At 36.9% G+C, this 20,815-nt stretch carries 5 protein-coding genes; all 5 read right to left on the bottom strand.

Annotated features, from left to right (window positions below):
* Positions 1-293 precede the first annotated feature (293 nt).
* Positions 294-4,700: a chitobiase/beta-hexosaminidase C-terminal domain-containing protein gene (locus tag AC8GF4_RS01895; protein WP_506592245.1), complete on the bottom strand. Its 4,407-nt coding sequence runs from the start codon at positions 4,698-4,700 to the stop codon at positions 294-296.
* Positions 4,701-4,892: 192 nt separating this feature from the next.
* Entirely contained in the window at positions 4,893-11,498 is a 6,606-nt protein-coding gene (locus AC8GF4_RS01890) for a T9SS type B sorting domain-containing protein (RefSeq protein WP_506592243.1), read from the bottom strand.
* Between the two features lie 257 nt (positions 11,499-11,755).
* Complete coding sequence (locus tag AC8GF4_RS01885) at positions 11,756-13,621, bottom strand: OmpA family protein (RefSeq protein ID WP_506592241.1); 1,866 nt, start codon at positions 13,619-13,621, stop codon at positions 11,756-11,758.
* 18 nt (positions 13,622-13,639) lie between these two features.
* On the bottom strand, positions 13,640-14,557 hold the full coding sequence (locus tag AC8GF4_RS01880; RefSeq protein ID WP_506592239.1) for a PorP/SprF family type IX secretion system membrane protein: 918 nt from the start codon (positions 14,555-14,557) through the stop codon (positions 13,640-13,642).
* A 53-nt stretch (positions 14,558-14,610) separates the two neighbouring features.
* Positions 14,611-20,622 (bottom strand): Ig-like domain-containing protein, encoded by a 6,012-nt coding sequence (locus AC8GF4_RS01875; RefSeq protein ID WP_506592237.1) that lies wholly within the window; start codon positions 20,620-20,622, stop codon positions 14,611-14,613.
* Positions 20,623-20,815 lie beyond the last annotated feature (193 nt).

The raw sequence follows: 20,815 nt of genomic DNA, 5'->3' as shown, positions 1-20,815 counted from the left end.
AAACTCCTTTCAACTTATTCACAAATTCTTTTGAATATCCTTTTTAATATTGAAATGGGAGAATAAGAATTCGAAATAAATCTAAGCTATTAAACAACATTCAATTTTGTTAAAAGTATTCAGACTTTAATACATTTCACAAAAGCAATATCGTTCTATGGAATTTTAAAACTGATATTAATTTTTTAATATATTACATTTTTAGAAGTATTTAGAAATATATCTCTTTATATAAAAAAGGCTCAAACCAATTACTGTTTGAGCCTTTCTTTTTAGGATGAAAATTTAATTTTCTATTTTTTTATAAACTTTTTATAATATTGTTTACCATTTTCAAGTTTAATTTTTGCCACATAAACACCTTCTTTTAAATTACTGACTTCGATGGTGTTATTATTGGGAATACCTTCAAATATCACAATTCCTTGAATCCCTATAATTTGGTAAAAAATAGAAGGAGAATTAGAATTAATCTGAAGAATATGACTCACTGGATTTGGAAAAATAACAACATCATTTAGAGCATATTCATTATCTATAACTCCGAGTGATTCTTGCCAAACAAAAGAAAAGCCATCAGCCTTATTTAGAAACTCCGTAGTTTGATTATTTGTACCTGTTAATCCATTGCTGAATATTAAATCAACAGTTGTAGGTCCAATAATTGTATATTTATAAAAACCATTACTATCTGCAATCATGGTAACACCTGGCCATACACTACTGTCTATACTACCTTGTGGAAAAGCATTCCAATAATGCACTTTTGGAGTCACAGACCAAGTAGACGGAGGTTTGAAATATACTGTAACAGTTTTCAATGCGCTAAAACTATACACTTCGGTTTTTACAGCAGAACTCACGTTGGTGCTATTTTTTACAAATGCTTTCAAAGTAGTATTTGCAGTTATAGCCAAAGATTTTGTTCCAACTGCTGAACTTGAAGTTGTAGTCGGCACAGTTCCATCGGTAGTATAATAAATTGTTGACGTAGTTGCATTGGCGGTAAGTACAACATTTACAGTGTTTCCTGTTGTAAAACTTCCTCCAGCTGGCGCAATTGTCAAATCGGGCGATGCGCTAAAACTATACACTTCGGTTTTTACAGTAGAACTCACGTTGGTGCTATTTTTTACAAATGCTTTCAAAGTAGTATTTGCAGTTATAGCCAAAGATTTTGTTCCAACTGCTGAACTTGAAGTTGTAGTCGGCACAGTTCCATCGGTAGTATAATAAATTGTTGACGTAGTTGCATTGGCGGTAAGTACAACATTTACAGTGTTTCCTGTTGTAAAACTTCCTCCAGCTGGCGCAATTGTCAAATCGGGCGATGCGCTAAAACTATACACTTCGGTTTTTACAGTAGAACTCACGTTGGTGCTATTTTTTACAAATGCTTTCAAAGTAGTATTTGCAGTTATAACCAAAGATTTTGTTCCAACTGCTGAACTTGAAGTTGTAGTCGGCACAGTTCCATCAGTAGTATAATAAATTGTTGACGTAGTTGCATTGGCGGTAAGCACAACATTTACGGTATTTCCTGTTGTAAAACTTCCTCCTGCGGGAGCAATAGTCAAATCGGGCGCTGCGCTAAAACTATACACTTCGGTTTTTACAGCAGAACTCACGTTGTTGCTATTTTTTACAAATGCTTTCAAAGTAGTATTTGCAGTTATAGCCAAAGATTTTGTTCCAACTGCTGAACTTGATGTTGTAGTCGGCACAGTTCCATCGGTAGTATAATAAATTGTTGACGTAGTTGCATTGGCGGTAAGCACAACATTTACAGTATTCCCAGTTGTAAAACTTCCTCCTGCGGGAGTAATTGTCAAATCGGGAGCTGAGATAAAACTATACACTTCGGTTTTTACAGCAGAACTCACGTTGGTACTATTTTTCACAAATGCTTTCAAAGTAGTATTTGTAGTTATAGCCAAAGATTTTGTTCCAACGGCGGAAAGCGAAGCAGTTGTAGGCACAGTTCCATCGGTAGTATAATAAATTGTTGACGTAGTTGCATTGGCGGTAAGTACAACATTTACAGTATTCCCTGTTGTAAAACTTCCTCCTGCGGGAGTAATTGTCAAATCGGGAGCTGCGCTAAAACTATACACTTCGGTTTTTACGGCAGAACTCACGTTGGTGCTATTTTTTACAAATGCTTTCAAAGTAGTATTTGTAGTTATAACCAAAGATTTTGTTCCAACGGCGGAAGACGAAGCGGTTGTAGGTTCAGTTCCATCAGTAGTGTAATAAATTGTTGAAGTAGTTGCATTGGCGGTAAGTACAACATTTACGGTGTTTCCTGTTGTAAAACTTCCTCCTGCGGGAGAAATAGTCAAATCGGGAGCTGAGCTAAAACTATACACTTCAGTTTTTACAGCAGAACTCACGTTAGTGCTATTTTTTACAAATGCTTTCAAAGTAGTATTTGCAGTTATAACCAAAGATTTTGTTCCAACGGCGGAAAGCGAAGCGGTTGTAGGCTCAGTTCCATCAGTAGTGTAAAAAATTGTTGACGTAGTTGCATTGGCGGTAAGTACAACATTTACGGTGTTTCCTGTTGTAAAACTTCCTCCTGCGGGAGCAATAGTCAAATCGGGCGCTGCGCTAAAACTATACACTTCGGTTTTTACAGCAGAACTCACGTTGGTGCTATTTTTTACAAATGCTTTCAAAGTAGTATTTGCAGTTATAGCCAAAGATTTTGTTCCAACGGCGGAAAGCGAAGCGGTTGTAGGCTCAGTTCCATCAGTAGTGTAAAAAATTGTTGACGTAGTTGAATTGGCGGTAAGTACAACATTTACGGTGTTTCCTGTTGTAAAACTTCCTCCAGCTGGCGCAATTGTCAAATCGGGAGCAATCGGACATCTTCCCACTGGCTCTGCAGTCAACCAACCAGCATCGTAATATTTTATTCCAGCAGTTGCGGTAAGATCCGCTGTTTTTAACGTGCCATCATTAAAAATCAAATTGGAAGCACTAACTGTAGAAGGAAAAGTAAAAGTATACCAATCGCCACAATCTTGAGTCATAGCTACTCCTGGCCAAACCACCGTAGTAGCTGTACCTGTTGTTCCCCAATAGTATATTTTAACTGAAGAACTCCAAGTAGACGGTTTCTTAAAATACACCGTAAAAGCAACTGGCGTAGTAAATGAATAAGTCTCCGTTTTTACAGCAGAACTAACATTAACTGTATTTTTAACAAATGCTTTCAAAGTTGTATTTGTTGTGATTGCTAAGCTCTTTGAACCAACAGCCGATGCCGATGCCGTTGTAGGCTCTGTCCCGTCTGTGGTATAATAAATTGTTGAAGTACTTAAATTAGCAGTCAAAACTGCATTTATAGTAGTTCCCGTATTGTATGTTCCGCCAGCATCCACTATAGTTAAACTTGGCACATCCACTTGACTTAATTTATCCCAAACAGCAAAACCGGTTCCCGATAATTTAAGTATCCATCCCGTGCCTGTTGGCGTCCAACTATCAGAGCCTAATTTCATAGCCACTTTATTGTCAATTATTGCAGCATACAAATTGTTGGTAGCAGCAACAATGTTCAAAGCCGAAGTACAACTCAATTGATTGTCTTTTCTTAATTTAATCATTGCATCAATCTCAGTTTTGATACCCCAGTTAAAATAATGGGGCCACCAAACCATTGGTGTTCCAGGATGCGTTAACAAATAAGCATACCCTTTTAAAACATGACTTCCAGGAAAAATCCAAAGATCTTGACCATAAGGCACAGGACCTGTATCATGATTGTCGAGCATAGTTACCGCATTTGCAGGCCAAACTCCGATTAATCCAGATGCTTTTCCATTGCTGTCTTTTAAATAACTTAGATTATTATCATTGAATGCATTTTGCAATGTGCTTTTGGTTGCAAAATCAAAAGCCGTTGAAGAAGCTGATGTCGTTCCTGCTTTGGTATAATCAATCCATTTAACAATTCTATCTCTATTTCCTTCTAATATTTCACCAACCGAAAAATAGGGATTTGTTGCGTCATTGTATTCTTTGATGTATTTTCCATCGTACCCGTGAACAAAATCATAACGCCAACCGTCAAAACCAATATCCGTTTTCAACCAATTCATCCATGTTTTTATTCCATCACGAACCAAAGCATTGGAATGATCTAAATCTCTTGCAGCCGAAAAAGAACCGGATTCACCAGCTGATTTTAAACCCGCAGCTACAGGATCATAATCCGCAGCACCTGTTCCTTTTTGTCCAGAGGCACTAATATTAGAATTATTACAAATAGACCAAGTTTCAGTTGGTGTATTCCAAGATGGAGTAGAAAAATCATACCATCCTAGAGTACCCCCTCTATGATTAATAACAATATCTGCAATTACTTTAATGTTTTTGGAATGTAAGTCAGCAATCAAAGAGACCAATTGGGCTTGTGTCCCTTGAGCATTATTTAAATCATACCAAACTGTAGGTATATACCCCATTCCGCCTGTTGATTTACTTGGTGGTGGCAACCAGATGGCATCAAAACCGGCAGTTTGCAAAACCGTTGAGTTGCTTTTAATTACCTCATACCATTTGGTAGCAGAGACGTCTGTTGTCCAGTGAAATCCTTGTATCATTACTTCTTTTCCAGTCGCTTTTGTTTGTGAATAAAGAAAGAAATTAAAACAACTTAACATTACTATAAATAATGTAATTCTATTTTTCATTTTGGTTTAAATTTGGTTAATTAATATTAAAATAGTTTGAAAAACTAATGGTTTAATTATAAAAAAAAGCAAAAAATCGCTATACCCGAAAGCTTTCGAGTAAAATTTAACACTCTAATATGTTGTGAACTAACTTTGATTTTTAACCCTTGTAAATGAGAACAATTTTCACAAAGGGGTCGTTACATTATACTATCGAATCAAAGAAAAATGGGATTTAAATAATTTAATTTCAGACTGTTCTGTATATTCTATTGTAAACCAATAATCTGTTGCTGGCATTTCTGCGCCTATATAAAACCCATTCCAGCCATCACCTGTCGGATTAATTTGCTTTAATAATTTGCCATAGCGATCAAAAATATAAATAACAGACGCTGGTTGACCTTCAAGTCCTATTACATTCCAAAAATCATTATTACCATCTCCATTTGGCGAGAAAAATTTAGGATATCCAATTACAAAAATGTTTTGGGTTAAATTAGTACATCCATTTTCGTCACCAACTGTTATAGTATGAGGTCCTGGTTTTAAATTATCAAACACATTTGAAGACTGATAAGAACCATTATCCAATTGGTATTCAAAAACAGCATTCCCACCAGTAACTGTAACCGTAACTGTGGCATTATCCGAAAAAGCTAAAGTTTGAGTTGTCGTCATGGCCAATCCTGGAAAAGATGCAATCACTTTTGCGGTTCCAGATCTTCCTATACATCCCGTATTAATATTAGTAGCTTGCACTTCATAATCCCCTGATTGCGTAGCTTCAAAAGTATTGGAAATTGCACCGCTGATTGGCAGTGAATTGAGATACCACTGAAAATTATAATTAGACGTATTCAAACCTAAATCCAACGTATATGTTTTGTAGGCTACATTTGTTGCCTGATCCACACATATTACACCTTCTTCAAGGGTTGGTTTTGGCAATGGATTTACATTTACAATAATATCCAAGGGAGTTCCCACGCATCCATTAAGACTTGGAGTAATCCTATAAGTCACATTTCCTTGAGAATTTCCGGTAGCCTCTAGAACTTGATTGATAGTATTTCCTGTACCAGAAATCGCGCCAGTAACGCCTACCTCAGCAGTAGTCCAATTAAAAGTAGTTCCTGTAATGGTTGGAGACAAAGTAATATTGGTAGCATCTCCGCTACAAATTGTTCCTGGCGGTGTCCCCAAAACTTCAGGCAAAGGATTGACAATTATTGTAACCGTAAGCGGAGTCCCCATACAACCATTGATTGAAGGAGTTACGGTATAATCTACGGTACCTGAAACAAAACCAATATTGGAAAGCAACTGTACAATTTTAGCACCACTTCCTGCAGCAGCACCTGTAACTCCAGTAGCGTTTACTGTCCAAGTAAATGTAGTGCCCACTATTAAACTTGACAAATCAATACTCGCAGTCTCGCCCGAACATAGCGTTTTCTTTAGAGTGTTTTCTATTACATTGGGTACAGGGCTAACATTTACCGTTATCATTTTTGGCGACCCAATGCAAGTACCTATTAACGGAGTTACATTATAAACCACTTGTCCTAAATTATTCCCTGTCGTCGTAAGTGTTTGATTAATTGAACTTCCATTACCAGGAGTGGCCCCCGTTACATTGTTTTGAACTGTATTCCAAGAAAAAGTAGATCCTGGAATTGTACTTGACAAAACTAAGGCTGTTACATCTCCAGAGCAAATAGCTGTGGCTCCCGTAAAACTGGCAATAGGCAATGGATTTATAGTTAATGTTCCATTCATTACAACAGCAGGCAAACAACCTCCTGTAGTGTTTACCGAGTAATTGTAAGTTCCCGAAACCGTTGGTGTCCCACTAATGGTAAATACACCAGAAACAAAACTTCCTGAAACTCCAGCAGGCAAACCCGAAACGTTTGCATTTGTGGCACTACCACCTATCACATATTTTATAGGTGTGATTGAATCGTTTAAACAAATGGTTTGATTTGCAGTTGTTGAAGCCGATGTCAAAGCCATTGTTGGCAACGGATTAATTATAATAGAACCTCCTAGATTTATTGCTGGTAGACAACCGCCTGTTGTAGTTACCGTAAAGTTAAAAGTCCCATAAACCGTTGAAATTCCAGTAATTGTAAATAAGCCTCCTGCAAAATTACCCGTTACTCCTGCAGGCAATCCTAATACAGTGACTCCCGTTGCACTTCCTCCTACTGAATATGTTATGGCATTTAATGGTGTGCCAAAACATAGCGTTTGGGTTGTTGTTGTTGTTGCCGAAGTCAACACTAGCGTTGACAGCGGATTAATTACAATTGTTCCTCCTAAACTTACGACCGGTGTACAACCACCAGTAGTTGTAATTGTATAAGGAAATGAACCTGCTACTGTTGGTGTCCCACTAATGGTAAATACACCAGAAACAAAACTTCCTGTAACTCCAGCAGGCAAACCCGTAACGTTTGCATTTGTAGCACTACCGCCTATCGCATATGTTATAGAAGTCATTGAGTCGTTTAAACAAATGGTTTGATTTGTAGTTGTTGAAGCCGATGTCAAAGCCATAGTTGATAAAGGAATAATTGTAATCGAACCTCCCAAAATTACCGTTGGCGAACAACCTCCTGTGGTGGTAACTGTATAATTAAACAAGCCCGAAACCGTTGGTGTACCACTAATTGTAACTATTCCTCCAGCAAAACTAGCAGTTACTCCAGTAGGTAAAGCATTTACCACAGCTCCCGTTGCACTACCTCCTACTAAATAAGTTATTGTATTTAATGTCGAATTCAAACAAAAAACTTGATTGGTTGTTGCAGCAGCCGATGTCAAAGTAAGAATTGATAAGGGGCTAACCGTTATCGTACCAGTTAAAATAAATGCTGGCGTACAACCGCCAGTAGTTGCCACTGTATAATTAAAAGTTCCTGCAACTGTTGGAATCCCACTTAATGTAAATACTCCAGAAGAAAAACTTCCTGTTACTCCAGCAGGCAATCCAGTGACAGTGGCACCAGTTGCACTTCCGCCAACTGTATACGTTATTGGAGTAATCGCAGTATTTATACAAAGAGACTGACTCGGTGTTGCTGGTACAGAAGACAACGTAAGTGTTGGTACAGGAGTTACAGTTACAGTACTCAATGCACTCGCACTGGAGCATGTTGTTGTTGGGTCTGTTATGACCACGCTATAATTACCAGCAACAGTAGTAGAAAAACTAGCAATATTTCCTTGAGCTGGTGCAGTAGTTGGCACGGTCCAAGCATAATTATAAGTCCCGGCAGATCCAGGAGTAGCGGTAACAATTGCGCTACTACCTGTACAAACTGTTGGACTATTAACCGTAACAATAGGCAACGGGTTAATAACTACTGTATTACTAGCACTTACGCTTGAACAATTAGTATTAGCAATAATAACACTATAGTTTCCAGCCACTGCTGTAGTAAAACTAGCTACATTTCCTGGTAGAGTTGCACCAGAAGGAACTGACCAAGTATAGGTATAAGTACCTGCTGGAACGGGAACTGCTGTAACGGTGGCACTGTTTCCAAAACATACTGGAAGAGTATTTACAGTAACAGTAGGCAAAGGATTTATTGTAACCGTTCCTATAGCACTAGCACTAAAACAACTTGTGGTTGTATTTGTAATGACTACACTACAATTTCCAGCAACATTAGTAGAAAAACTCGCCACATTTAATGGCGGAGTTGCAGTAGCTGGCACTGACCATGCATAAGTATAAGTTCCTGAATCACCTGGCGTGGCAATCACGGTTGCGCTTGTGCCCGCACAAACAGATGGACTATTTACGGTAACCGTTGGTAAAGGATTTACTGTGATGTAGAAAACCATATCTGGTCCTGTACATAGAGTTCCTGGATCAAATGCATTTACTGTAATTTTAGCAATTTGAGTAGTGATTACATTAGCTGATGCAAATGAAGGAAGGTTGCCAGAACCACTTGCACCTAAACCAATAGCCAGATTATCATTTTTCCAAGTAAAAGTTGCAGTCGCTCCTAAAGGGCTAGTAAAAGATTGAACAGGAACAATATTAGTTGCACAAACTGGAATATTTGCAATCTGGTTGGTCAACGGAATATTACAAGCAGATGCAGCACAAGTAAAAGGTCCTACAAAAATTGAACACGGACTCCCGTTTGGTTTGACACTGATGGTAACACTTTCGCTAAACGTCAACCCCGTAACATTCAAGGTATTTGCTGCTATGTTTCCAGTAATTGCAGCACCACCAGAAGATTTTGTATAGGTATAATCATAACTAGTTGCTCCAGCTACTGCAGTCCAATCAAAAGTCACACTTGTGTTAGTTTGTGAACCACAAGTAAAAGTTAAAGGAGGATTTACAGTCGCTACTATTGGTACTCTTGTAGCAGTTGTACACCCATTAAGAGTAGCATCTATATAATAAGTCGTCGTTGTACTTAAACTTGTTGGAGTATTAATTGAATTACCTGTACCAAAGGAAGGTCCCGTTGTAGCAGTGTACCAATTGATGGTTGAACCAGGTGTAGCTGTAGCCGTCATAGTAACCACTCCTGCACCACAACTTGACCCTCCTGGAGAAGTTAGAATAGTTGGAATTGTATTTATTGTTGCAGTTACCATAGCTCGTGGAGCCGAAGTACAACCATTTAGAGTAGCATCTACATAATAATTGGTAGATGTACTAATACTTGTGGGTGTATTTACGGTATTTCCAGTAGTAAATGCTGCACCAGTAGTAGCGGTATACCAATTGATTGTTGCCCCAGCAGTAGCTGTAGCCGACATACTAACTGTCCCAGTACCACATAAATTACCACCTGGAGTAGTAAGAATACTAGGTACAGGATTTATAGTGATAGTAGCTGTTGAAGAACCTGCCAATTGACAAATAGCAGCATTGGCAGCTACTGCATAAGTAACAGTATATGTGCCTATAGCAGAAGTTGCTAAATCGATTACGCCTGTAGTAGCATTGATTACTAATCCTGCTGTTGAACTGTAGGTCCCTCCTGTTACAAATCCTGCAACTCCGGTTGGGGTTGGATTGGTTCCGTTTTTACAAACGGGTGTAGTATAAGAAAATCCGATAACTGGTGCAGATCCACCAATTGATACGATCGTTGAAGTGGACAACGAGCATGTTTTTGAAGATGTAGTACTAAAAGAAATATCATCTATGGCAAAATCATTTCCTCCTCCAGAAATATTAGTATCAATAATTTTTAAAGTCGCCAAAGTTGCTGCACTAGAATTCCAAGTCCCCATAATATTTGTCCAATTACAAGTTGTAGTTGCTGGAGTCCCTGCTGTTACAACGTTTGTAGCCGAAACTGGAGTTACTGTAATTGGAATTCCATTAACAAGTACTTGAAAAGTAGCAACACTACCATCCCCAATATTTTGAACCCAAAACGAAAAATTATAACTTTTTGATGTTTCTACAGGAACGGTTTGAGACCATATAACACTATTTGCAATTGTTGCTCCATCAGCAATAAGCATATTACCAGTTCCTGTTGTTTTGTCTCCACAAGTAGTAAATTTATTATACCAAGTCGAAGGGTTTGAAACTATTCCGTAAGCAAATTGCGTTCCGCTGGTATTAGTCAATGAGTATCCGTAATCGGAATAAAAACCAGAAGTTCCGTTTTCAAAACCAGGATTACCAATTAAATTTCCAACAGAGGGTGGAATAGTCGTTGAAGCTACACTGTAGGTTGTAGTTGCAGTAGGATTTACCGCAATACTATTACTCGTTCCCGCAATTGGGCCACCTGGTGAGGCAGACCAACTATAAGTAGCTCCTCCATTGGCCGCTGTCAAAGTAACTGAAGCACCAGACAAAAGACATCCTGTTGGCGTGGCATTCAAAGTTAAAGCGGGCGGAGCTACCAATATAGCTGGAGTCGATACTGAACTGGCAGGAGAATTTGAATCGGTTACGGATACAGAATAAGTACCTCCAGCTAAATTTTGAAATATTCCTGTAGAATTAGTTCCAGATGCCATTCCTGACAATGTGAAGGTGAATGGGCTAACACCTCCATTGGGATAAGCAACAATTACCCCATCATTGCCAGTGGGACAAGAAGGATTTGTTAACGATGCCGAAATGGTCAAAGGAGCTGGCGGTGCATATAATGAAATATCATCAATGGCAAAGTCATTTCCACCTCCACCCGCAGTATTTGTCGATAATTCAAAATGAATAAAAGCGGTTCCAGTCCCAGCCACGTTTATTGTGTAGGATACTTTATTCCAACCTGATGGCATTAATCCAACATCCGAATTCCCAGCAATAAGTGTCTTGGTACATGGACATTGATTGGATAAAGTCAAATCAATTTTCGGTGCAGGATTTGTACCATTTGTAACAATATTAACATTTCTTATCCAATAGGTAAAAGTGTAATTTAACCCTCTTTGAATAGGTAAATTTACATATTTATAAAAAATATCATTATTCTGACCATCAACAACCATCATATTCCCAGTCCCAGAGTGATCTGTACTTGTAACAAAATTTACAGTATTTACAGGTTTTGGATTGGTGGTAATCGCGTATTGACCTGGACTACTATTTCCACTAGGTACAATAAGAGAATAATTACTGGTATAACCACCTGTACTCTCAAAACCTCCATTCGAAATAAGATTCTGAGCATTTGAAACTGAAAATGTTAAAAAACATAAAACAATAAGAAGTAGTAATCTCTTTTTAGGAGCAAAAAGGGAATGCAAGGTAATGTTTCGCATAATTGTAGGTTCTAAGTAGTTTGGTTTGGCGTTTGGCTTCATTTATTTTAAGAGTCTTAATATTGCTCTTGTTTTAAAATATGTGTTTTTTTCTAGTTAATTTTTTAACAATTAATGTTATTTCTTTTACTTAAATTACAGATATTTCAATTTGACATGTTAAATTTATATAAATTTTCACACGTACAACTTGCCTCAAATTCCAACTACTTACGAAAACGTGATAGTGTTGAAAAGTTTAAGCAAACTCACTAATTACAAGTGATTTGTGATATTTAAAACTGTGACTAACGATCTTTTTACTTTACCAACAAAAATTCGGATCTTCTGTTTATAGCGTTTTGCTCCTCATTGCACTTATTTTTGCAATCTATTTTGAGTTCTGTTTCACCATATCCTTTACCCGAAATTCGAGCGGGATCAATTCCTTTGGAAATCACATATTGCACAGTAGCTTTGGCTCTTTTGTCTGAAAGATTTAAATTGTATTTATCATCACCTTTGGAATCCGAATGTGATTTTACATATATTTTTAGTTTCTCATTTTGTGACATAACATAAACCAATTTATCAAGTTCCTCGGCGCCTTGCTTGGTGACATTACTTTTGTTAAAATCAAAATAAATTGGATTTAAAATAATTTCTGTTTCGGTCACAATAACATCAATTGGTTTAATAGTTACATTGACCGTAATTACACCTCCAACAAATTTTGCCAAGGGAATTTTTTCGGTCATATAACCATCTTTATAAGCTTCAATGATGTATACTTTCTCACAATCAACATCATAAATAACTTCACCTTTTTCATTAGAAATTTGCGATCCTATTACATTGCTTTTTTCATCCAAAATAAGCACTTTTGAATTCTTTAGTATAGCATCATCTTTCAAGCTCCTAATCACAACTTTTATCTGGCCTTTGCAAATTGGAATCGAAGAATAAATATGATCTTCGCCCGATCTGTTACTGGAAACATAGCCCAATTGTTTGTCTGTATTATAAGTCAATGCAAAATCATCTTTCTCTGTATTTACAGGTTTTCCAGCATTTGTTGGCTCATCATTTTTATTTAAATCCACAAAAAAAACATCCAATCCTCCAAAACCTGTCAAACCATTCGAAGCAAAATACAACACATTATCAGCTGTAACAAAAGGAAAGCTTTCATCACCTGCTGTGTTTATTGTATCTCCTAAATTTTCTGGGGAGCCATACGATCCATCCTTATTTACCCGTACTTTCCAAATATCGATTCCACCAATAGACCCAGGCATATTGGAAGAAAAATATAAGACACTTCCGTCTTTATTAATGGATGGATTACTGGTAGAATACTTTTTATTATTGAATGGCATTGCCGTTATTGCTGTCCATACTCCATTCTCATTTTGAGCTTTAAACAAATGAACTTGTCCAAATTTTAATCGTTTGGCATTATTTTTTTCATAAAGATTAGAGTTAAAACTTTCGCTGGAAAAATAAATAGTCTTTCCGTCTGCAGTTACGCTTACTGGCCCTTCATGAAATCTGGTATTCAATTCAGAAACAGGTGTAGGCTCAGAATAACTTCCATCTGGTTTCAAACTCGATTGATAAATATCTAGAAAAGGCTCCTCATTCCAACCGTATTTTTTACCACCAACATTTCGAGCACTAGAAAAATACAAAATATCATTATAAAGCACCGCTCCAAAATCTGACTTTTCTGAATTGATCTCCAATAATTTGACATTAAAAAGTTTTTCTTTATAAATTAAACTGGGCAAATAATCGGGGTTTTTGTTGAATTCTATGGCGCGTTGATCTGTAGGGACTTTGGCAGCAAATATTTTCATTTGAGAATTTGCATCTTCATATTGAACGTTTGCTTTTAGCATTTGCGCATAATTAAAATACGTTTCAGCATCTTGCTCTGTTTTTACAGCCAATGCATACCACTTGGCTGATTCTACCGTATTAAACATATTATAATAACATTCCCCCAATTGCTTATACACATAAGGATCTGACTTTCCTTTTTCGACCAATAAAAGATACTCTTGCGTAGCTTGAACAAACTCGTATCTTTCAAATAAATCATCGGCAACATTTGTATATTTATTTTGCGCTAAAACCGAAAAATTAAATAGCACAAAAAAGAACAGTATAGTATTATTTTTCATTTCAAATGGTATAAAATATTAGAAAAACCTTGGAGAAAGTGATACTTTTTTGACTGGTAAAAAGTCATACAACAGTATTATTTCATGAGAGGATGTAGCAGAAACATTTAAATCCGATACGATGTGATCGTATGCGTATCCTATTCTTAAATCTGGCGTAACATTAAAATTGACCAACAATCCAAAACTATCCTGTAGTCTATAGGTCGCCCCAAATTCAACTTTTTCCTGATACAAAAAATTGGCCGAAACATCCAAAGATGTGGGCACTTTAAATGCCGATTTCAACAAAAATGAAGGTTTGAATTTTAAATTTGGATTCAGGTCAAAAACATAACCTGCTGTCAAGAAATAATGAGAAACATCTGAACCGTATTTTTTTCCATCATAATCCAAATGAGCTGCATTTAATATATTTGGTATCGAAAAAGAAACGTAATATTTATTCGTGTAATAAAAAACACCCGATCCCAAATTGAAGGTTGCATCATTGCTGTTTTTACCAAAAATTCCCTCGGAAGGATCTGGCAATGTTGAGATAATTTCAGAAAAATTAACTTTTTGAAAAGTCGCTCCTGCTTTAATTCCAAAAGACAAGTTGCTATTTTCTCCTAATCTTAATTTATAGGCAAAATCTCCATATACATTTTGTTCGGTTATTGGTCCTATTTTATCGGCAATAACAGACAATCCAATTCCAATATTTTTCCCAGCAGGTCCTTCACCATAGAAAGTAAAAGAAGTTGGAGCATCCTCAATATCCAACCATTGTTTTCTGTATAATAATCCAAAAGTAAGATGCTCTTTGGTTCCAGCATAAGCAGGATTTATTACATTCATATTGTACATGTATTGTGTATATTGAGGATCTTGTTGCGCCTTGACATCAACAACAAGCAACAACAAAAATATAGCAGTCAGTAAAATTTTATTCATAATTGGTTAATTTTTTATTCGAAAAATAAATCTCTTGTATGAAATTATTTTTGCTAATTTTCTCTAATTAAATAAATCCACCCTGTTTTGGATTTACCATTATTAAACTCTATAACATAATAATAAGTAGCACTTGGAAGCGCTTCGCCAGCATTGGTTTGGCCTAACCATTGATCCGTATAATTAGTTTTACTGTACAATTGAAGTCCATATCTATTGAATATTTCCAATTTTTTTACATCCATTAATCTCAGATCAAAGAAATCGTTCGAACCATTTCCGTCTGGTGAAATTCCTTTTTGAATGTCACAGTAAATGGATTCGATTAAAACATCAGAAGTAGTTTCACAACCAGTTGAATTGGATTTCACCGTAAGGCTGTAAACCAAAGGATATGTTTCTATTGCAGCAGTAGCGTCTACAACATCATTTATATTCAAAACATTCGAATTTGTCCCAACAGTATTCCCATTTTGATCTTTCCAAATGTACTCAACTGTATTCGGATCGTATGAATTTGACAATGGACTAGCCGTCACTTCATACTTATTGGACACACAGGTCCAAGACGATTCGAATTGTATTTCAGGCGGAACGGGACTTATCAATTGATTTGTACCAAAAGTTTCGCAAGTAGTATTATTTTTGAATCGCACACTTAGTATATAATTAGCAGGTACTAAATTCTGAAAGGAAGGACTGTCTTGATAACTATTACCAACACTGTATTCCACTCCAGTGATTCCCGCTATCTCAATTGTTCCAACAGGCACTACACAAGTAGGCTGGATTACAGCCAAAAGAGTTGGAGTTGCTGGAGCCAAAGGTTTTGGATCTATAGCAGTAGCAATCATTGATGAAGCCACACAAGTAACATCGCCAATATTCCTAACATTTAAAGTATAAACATTTGAAATAAGCCCGTTGAATACATTTGAAACTTGATAGTTCGTTCCATCCAAACTATATTCTTTTCCAACTTGTGGCACAATTGTAATAGCACCCGAAGGCAAAGCACAAGTAGGCTGTACAACACTTAGAGCGGTTGGCAGTAAAGGACTCGACGGAAGTGCATTTATTTTCAAAACGCTTGCTGATACAGCAGAGCATGTAATATCTACTGTATTTCGAACATACAATGTATAGTCATTTGGAACAAGCCCATTGTAAACATTTACCAATTGATATGTTATTCCATCCAAACTATACTCCATTCCTGTTTGCGGCGTAATGGTAATCGAACCAGAAGGCAAAGCACAAGTGGGCTGCGTTAGACTTGATGCAACTGGAGGTTTTGGAGCAGATGGAATAGCATTAATTTTTACGGTCGTTCCAGAATTAACAAAACAAGTAGCATCCAAAGTATTTCGAACATACATTACATAATCTCCTGGCGGTAGAAATTCAAAAATAGTAGAAGATTGGTAGTTTGTTCCATCCAAACTAAATTCCATTCCTTGTTGAGGTGTTATGACGATAGTTCCAGTAGGAATAGCACAAGTAGGCTGAATACTATTGGAAACTGTTGGTACTATTGGAGCTGTCGGAATAGCGTTTATTTTGACAACAGCAGTTGAAGCCACCGATGTACAACCATTTGCGTTAGAAACTTTAAAAGTATAGTCTGTATTAGCAGTTAACCCCGCAAACAAATAATTAGCACCGGAACCTATTACTGCGGTGCCTGATGAAGGAATGATCGTCCAAGTGCCAATTGCTGGTAATCCGCTAAATAAAATACTTCCAGCATTTACAGCACAAGTTGGTTGAGTTGAACTATCAATTATTGCAGTTTGTTGCTTGTCTAAAAACGGACTGACCATTAACCTGCTTAAGCTTTCGCATCCTATTAATGGAGTAGTAGATTGTTGGGATGCATAATAAACACCGCCTTCAGCAATCGGAGTGTTTGGTTGCAAAACAGTTCCTCCACTCGGAGCAGCGTACCAAACTACATTTGAATTATTAATAATTCCTTTTAAAACAATTGCATTTAAGGTTGCATTTTGAGATTCACAAAAAAGAGGATTGGAATCATCAATTGTCGGTACTAACGGATCCACTATTCGTGCCAAAACTTCAAGACGATTCACACTTTCGCAACCCGAAACATTTTGGGTAGCATAATATTTTAAATCGCTTACCAAAGGAGTTGACACAAGCAAACTATTCCCAGAGATTGCTGCATCGTACCATACAATTGGAGCGCTTCCTGTGACAACTAAATCTGCAATTTTTGCAGATTGACTAGAACAGAATAATTGTATTCCGTTTCCAATTGGGCTTGCTGGAGCATTTATAGCAACATCAACCACAACTCTAGGAGTACTTTCGCAACCGGATACTGTTTGAGAGCCATAATAAAAAGCATTCATCAAAGGTGCTGAATCCAATAATAGTGTATTTCCCGTTGCCGACGTGTACCATTTTATACTAATTCCAGAAGTAGTTTTGGTTGAAAGAGTTGATACTGTAGCATTTTCTGATTCACAAAAAGTTATATTTCCACTAATGGTTATTGCAGATGGTTTATTAATAGTAACCGTTACATTTAATTTGGCAACACTTTCACAACCAGAAATTGTTTGCGTAGCCGAATAAATTCCATTGGTCAATACTGTACTTGGCACCAATAAAGCACCTAATGAATTGTACCATTTTATATTGTTTCCTGTAACTATTAAGTCTTCAACTACAGCCGAATTACAAAAAACGGGATTTGCAAGAGTTGTTGTAGGTGCTGCAGGTTTATTGATTGTAACTGTCACTTTTAATCGATCAAAACTTTCACATAATAATCCTGTAGTCGCTGTCTGCGAAGCATAATAATCTTCTGAATCTAGCAACACAGTACTACTTGACAACGGAATTCCACCAATAGCGTCAGCATACCATTTAATCCCAGTCCCAGAAGCTATTAAATTTCCAACTGTAGCGTTTTCAGATTCACAAAACACCTGAGTGTCCGAACCCGTGGGTTTCGATTGAGAATTAATTGTTAACGACACAGCCGTTCTACTGGAACTTAAACAACCGTCAACCGTTTTTCTTGCTTCGGCAAAATAAGTATATACTCCCGGCAAAGTAAAAGTTGGTGTATAAGTAGTACTGTTTGAGAGTATAGCTACACCTCCACTGTTATTATTATACCAATCTATCGTTTCTCCCGCATTAACCGTAGCTGACAAACTTGGAGTAACTTGACCTTCACAAATAGATTTATCCCCTCCAGTAACTGGATTACTTACAATAGCACAAGCACAATTGGGAGCAGTTACATTAAAAGACTCCACACATCCATTTCCTTTATTGGCATTAATAGTAATGTTTGTCCCAGCAGGAATACTAGTTATAGAATTTCCAACTATTACACCAACTGCAGGCACTCTTGTAATGACACTGCCACTTGCAGCTGTAAAATCTACCATATAAGTTAACAAATCAGCTGAACAGGTTTTTGCAGTTACATTCAAAAAAGGAGAATCTTTTATTTCTAATGTTACTGCAATTCTAGAATTGCTAGAACAAGAAGCTATTTTATTTTGAGCATAATAAGCAATAGAACCAACAGTATTTAAAATTGGACTTGTAATAATGTTACCATTTATCATTGCATCATACCAAACAATTGTCCCCGTTGCAACAGTTGCTGTTGCGATTAACGTTTGCAAAGGACTTGTCGCGCAAACCGATTGATTCCCACCACTCGTAGGAATCTGAGGATTATTTACTGTAACTGTAAGCCCATATCTTGTAGCACTCTCACAAGTTCCAACTGTTTGTGAAGCGTAATAAGTAGTTCCCGAAACCAAAATATCAGAACTTGAAAGAGGACCTCCTCCTATTGGATTGGCATACCATTTTATAGTCCCTGCTCCAGATGCCACTAAGTCAGCTATCGTTCCTGCGTTACAAACCGTCTGTGCTCCAGAACCAGTTGGAACTGGAGTAATATTTACAGTAACTGTGGTTGAAGATCTTGTAAAACTTTCGCAAGAAAGAGTTCCTGTAAGTGTTTGAGTAGCATAATAAGTTTCCCCGTTCACTAAATTTGTATTGGGATCCAAGGGCGAACCTCCCGAAGGAGCTGAGTACCATTTTATACCTGAACCTGTTGCTACTAAATCAGCTACTTTTGCAGTGTTGCAAAATGTTTGAGTTGCAGCTAATACAGGTCCAGCTGGGTTATCAACAACAACATCTACCTGCAAGCGTGAAATACTTTTACAAGAAGTAGTTGCATTGGTTTGTTCTGCAAAATAGTTTCCTGTTGTCAAATCAATATTATTAGGAATTGCAATACCTCCAACTGCCGCTGAAAACCATTCTACATTATTTCCAGTTGCAACCAAATCACTAACTCTTGGATTAATTAGTTTACAAAAATTTTGATTGGTTAGTCCTGTTGGAGCATCAGTAACATTATATACAACCGTAACATCTGCAGATGAAGCAAGACATTGACCACTTGAAATAGTCCAAGTAAAAACATAAGTACCTGTGACACCCACTGTAACAGTAGTATTACCAAAAGAACTATCGCTAAAAACAACTGATCCTGGCCCCGATTTTTTTGTCCAAGTACCAGTTCCAACAGCAGGAGTATTTCCTCCTAAAACAGCACTAGTCAAAGAACATCTGGATTGATTTCCTCCTACCGTTGCAACAGTTGGGTTTGCCACAAAATTCATTGTCAAACTTGCTGAAGAATAGCAGGGAGTCATAGCAGCACCTGCAACAACCACAGGATTTGGAGCTTCCAAATTGTAATCAATTGCGCCACTTCCGTAATCGGTTGACCTGGTAGCAGGACTCAAAAAAGAATTCGTGACATTGTAATTGGAAGAGGTGTTATCCTGCATTGTAAAAGCAAAAAACTTAACATCTCCGCTGGTGTATCCAACTAATGCTTTTGAAACTTCCACTTCAAACCCCAAATTATAATCAGTAACCCCTGTGTTATTTTTATTGACACCCATTACGGCGGTTGGAGTTCCGGTAGCAGCAGTACCTAAATAAGTTTTGGTTGAATTACCTGTTTTTAATTCTATAACATCTGCGTAATAATTTGTTTCACCTGTATCTGTTGCAATTGCAATACAATAATCGGCAGCAAAATAGGAATCAAAAGTACTTGGGTTGTTGTTAAAATAATTAAAAGCTCTTACATCTGGGAGTGATCCATTTTCATCCCCATAATTGGAAACATTAAATCCCCCAGGCTTGGTATCTAGAAAAAGCATAATTCTTCTATAATTTAAAGCTTTACCAGCTATACCAAACACCAATTTATCTTCAGTTGGACTTATTTTCAAAGCATTTATATACCCATTTGATGCATTCCCAGATAATGAAGCAGAAAGTACGTTGTCCTCAAGAGCGCCTGTTCCCCATGCGTTCTCAGTAAGAGATCCATTCAAGGTCACAGCATATCGAGATCGGACACTTACAATTTGTCCATTAGTCAAGGTATTTGTGGTATAAATTCTGCTGCTTGACATTGGTTGTTTGACAACTCCATCTACCGAAAATTCAAATAAATCAGCTCCGCCCAAAGCGGTAAAAGTAATTGAAGTTCCCAAACACAAAGGATTGGCTGTATTATTTACTGGATTTGAGGACAAAGAAACTCCAGGAGGAACATAATAGACCGATGCCACTACAGGGACTCTTGTACTCGTTCCAATACCTGATCTGGCAGAAACATAAAAAGTGGTAGTTGTAGCTACATTGGGACTATAATTATTTCCTGTTGCCAAAACTGCCACACTAGTCTGGCTAGCAAACCATTCTATAATATCGCCACTCGCTCCTGTAGCCGAAAGATTGATTACACCCGGACCACAAGAACTTCCTGCAACTGTTGTAGGTGGAGTAACAACCGCTACATAATCAAGTCTTTCATAAAACGGTTTAAGTAAGTACTTTTTATGTTCAATCCATTTTGAATGTGATGATTCTTCTCTTTTTTCAACAATTACTGCTAAATTCCCAAAATTAGCAGCTATTATTTTATTACTTAATATTATAGCAATTAGTAAAATTAAACGTAATTTTATTTTCATCAATCTTGATTTATTGTTAAAAAAATAATGATTTGATAACCTTTAAGTTTTTAAAAGTAAATCATTAATTACATTTATTATAATGTCTTTTTTCAACAATAACACTACAACGTTGTAGTGTTTACAAATATTTAGAAATTAGTAAATTAATACGACTATTTCTTAATAAATTATTATTTGGTCGATTGTAGTA

It is taken from the genome of Flavobacterium rarum (SeqCode) (assembly GCF_965234445.1).
GTDB classification, from domain to species: domain Bacteria; phylum Bacteroidota; class Bacteroidia; order Flavobacteriales; family Flavobacteriaceae; genus Flavobacterium; species Flavobacterium rarum.
This window is presented reverse-complemented; position numbering and strand designations above follow the sequence as displayed.